1 protein-coding gene is annotated in these 3312 nt (G+C 65.4%); it reads right to left on the bottom strand.

Features of this window, described 5'->3' with window-relative positions; translation table 11 throughout:
- Positions 1–912: 912 nt before the first annotated feature.
- Positions 913–3243 carry a cation-translocating P-type ATPase gene (locus tag sphsw_RS09310; RefSeq protein WP_235188343.1) on the bottom strand — a complete coding sequence of 777 codons (2331 nt, stop codon included), beginning with the start codon at positions 3241–3243 and terminating at the stop codon, positions 913–915.
- Positions 3244–3312 lie beyond the last annotated feature (69 nt).

The raw sequence follows: 3312 nt of genomic DNA, 5'->3' as shown, positions 1-3312 counted from the left end.
AAGTACGCCGTTTTCCGGTTTCAACACCACGGTGTCGATCAGCGAACGGATGCGCTCGAACGCCTGTGCCTTCAGCGAATCGTCCGGGAACACTGCGGTAAGCTGTTAGACCCTCTCGCGATAAAGGTGTCGGCATAGACGATGTCGATACCGCTTGCCGCCACCGCTGCCACCAGCGCCTTCACGGTCGCGGCCGCGTGCTGGTCGCGACTGCCTTGCGTTCCGCATTATGCAAGCGCGCGAGTTCGCGTACCGGCAGGCGTGCAGGCTCCAGCGCGAGATCTTGGAGCGGAGAGGGCGGCTAGGACGGTATCCTCCCCGACCGGGAACCGCCGTCAACACGTCTCCAACCTCCCCACAGAATTACGATCCATGCCGCTTGATCTTCCTCTGTTCCCCCGATCGAACACGTCGCAATCCGTTAACCAACGGTCTTCGGTGCCACCGACGTCGCCGCGTTCTTCGCGTAGCTGTGGTGTCAGAATATGCACCGGCGAGAACGACCCAAACCTGGACATTCGCGCATCCTCCCCCGCTACCCGACCTTGCACAATCGCTCATCTCCCTGATCACCACGTCCTCATGAGTATGGTGACTGGGAAGGAAACGACGACATCCGGCGTTTTCGCGAAGCGCAGACGCGAATGATCTGCTGCCGTCAGCCGACAATCCTGCCTCCCATCGCTAGATCTGATCGCATCCAAACGCCCCGTGGTCACAACTGCGTACACGGCGTTTGACCGCCGGCCCAAGCAGCCAAGCATGGTCGACTCCAGAAACTCCTAGCGATTGCAGCTTAGAGGCGCGCCACTAAGCAAAGCGATCGACCAAAAAACCCCGATGGTTCGTCTGCCCAACAGAGCAAAGGTAAACGGGCAGGCCGGCGAGGGGTTGTGCCTGAAAAAGCGTCGATCATTGCACGACAAGGGCTCGACTGGCTGGATCGCTCCGCCTGCGCGGCGTCGCCTTGCGGATCAGCGGCTTGCACGCTTCGAGTATGGCGAGCAGCCCGATGCCCATGCCGAGCGCCAGCGTCATATCGCTCCAGGCGATCAAGCCGAACTTCAGCAGCATCTGCGCACGGGGCAGAAACAGGATCAGACCTGTCACGCAGGCAATCGCTGCGACGACATAGCGGAGTGCTGCATTGTGGCGGACCAGCGCATCGCGCATCGACGCGCTGAACGACCGGTTGACCAGGATCAGCGCGAGGATTTCGGCGATCAGCGCAAAGAAGATTAACGCGCGAAGCTCGCGCTCTGGCATCCCGGCCGCTTGCTCGATTAGAAACACTGCCGCCAGTATGGCGAAGGCTAGCCCGCCTTGGAACACACTCCAGACAATCATCGGCATGGAGAATAGCGCCTCGGACGGCGCGCGTGGCGGGCGGCGCATGACGTCTTCCTCGTCCCGCTCGGCTTCGAACACGAGGGTGCAGACCGGATCGATCACCATTTCGAGCAGGGCGATATGGATCGGCCCGAACAGGATCGGCATGCCGAAGAACAGCGGCAGCAGCGCGAGCCCGGCGATCGGCACGTGCACCGCAAAGATGAACGCCATCGCCTTGCGGATATTGTCGTAGATCCGTCGGCCCAGCCTCACCGATTGGACGATCGCGCCGAAGTCGTCATCGATCAGTATGATCGCGGCGGCTTCGCGCGCGACGTCCGTCCCGCGCTTGCCCATCGCCACACCGATATGCGCGGCCTTGAGAGAGGGCGCGTCGTTGACGCCGTCACCCGTCATGGCGACGATCTCGCCCGCGGCCCTGAACGCGTCGACGATGCGCAGCTTCTGCTCGGGCATTATCCGCGCGAACACCGTCACAGCTGGCAGCTGTGACGCGAGCTGGGCATCGTCGAGCGTCGTGAGGTCCGCGCCGGTCAGGACCTCGCCCTCGGCGATTCCCGCCTGCCGCGCGATCGAGCGCGCGGTCGCGGCATAATCGCCGGTGATCATCACGACACGGATTCCTGCGCGACGACACTCGGCGACCGCACCCGGAACACTGGCGCGGATCGGATCGGCCAGTCCGACCAGCCCGACCAATTGATAGCGATAGCCGTGCTGCGTTTGCGCCCAGTCGCGATCCGGCGGTGCCGCGCTCGCGACGGCGAGGACGCGAATGCCGCGCACCGCCATGGCGTCGACCGCGGCGGTCATCGCTGCGTGTTGATCCGGGGCAAGCGCGCACAGGCTGGCGATCGCCTCGGGCGCGCCCTTGGCCGCGATACGCAGCGCGTCGCCGTCGTCCCACACGTTCGACATCGCCAACAATTCGGGACGCAGCGCATAGGTGTGGACGAGCGTTCCGGTGGATGGCGACCGCGCCACGACCGCGGACCACGCGTCGTGCATCGCGATCTCCATCGGGTCGCTCGGCGCAATCGCACTGGCGCGCGCGGCGGTGGCGAGCAGCGCGTGATAGCCAGGCGTCACCGGCCTATTCTCCGCGAGCACGAGCGTCGCGGAAGAGGGCAACCAAAGCTCGGCGACCGACATGCGGTTTTCGGTCAGCGTGCCCGTCTTGTCGGTGCACAGGACCGTGGCCGATCCCAGCGTCTCGATCGCGGCCGCACGGCGGGTGAGCACGCCGACCTTGCCGATCCGCCACGCCCCCATCGCCAGAAACACCGTCAGGACGACGGGAAACTCCTCCGGCAACATCGCCATGCCGATCGCGATCCCGGCCAGCAGCGCCTCGATCCAGCCGCCGCGCAGCAGCCCGAACAACAAAACGACCAGTAGCGCGACCGCGCCGCCGCCGATCCCGCACCAGGTCACGATCCGGGTCGTCTCGCGGCGCAAACGCGGTACCTCGGTCTCCAGCCTCGCCAGCGACTGGCCGATCCGTCCCACCTCGGTGCGTGGCCCGATCGCGAGAACGCGTGCAAGCCCATTGCCGCGCGTGACGAGCGAGCCCGAATAGACGAAGGGTTGGCCTTCGCCACCGGGGCGGCGGGGCTCCGCGGCGGCGGCATCCGCTGCCGGGAGCTTGCCCACGGGCAGCGATTCGCCGGTGAGGAGCGACTCGTCGGTCTGGAGATCGTCGGCGTCGAACAGCAGCGCATCGGCGGCGATCCGGTCCCCCTGTTCGAGCACGAGGATATCGCCACACACCACCTCGCGCGCGGCGATGTGCTGGCGCGCACCATCGCGGACGACCTGCGCACGCGGTGCGGAGAGATCGCGCAATGCATCCAGCACATGCTCGGTGCGGCTTTCCTGGACCACCGTCACAACGATTCTCGACGAGAGCTTCGCGTCGCTGGATCCACAGCGTCTTGGTCAATGCCTGGCCGCGGCGAT

The organism is Sphingomonas sp. FUKUSWIS1, from assembly GCF_000733135.1.
Classification (GTDB): Bacteria; Pseudomonadota; Alphaproteobacteria; order Sphingomonadales; family Sphingomonadaceae; genus Sphingomonas; species Sphingomonas aerolata.
The sequence above is the reverse complement of the archived record's forward strand: the minus strand, read 5'-3'. Positions and strand labels throughout refer to the sequence as shown.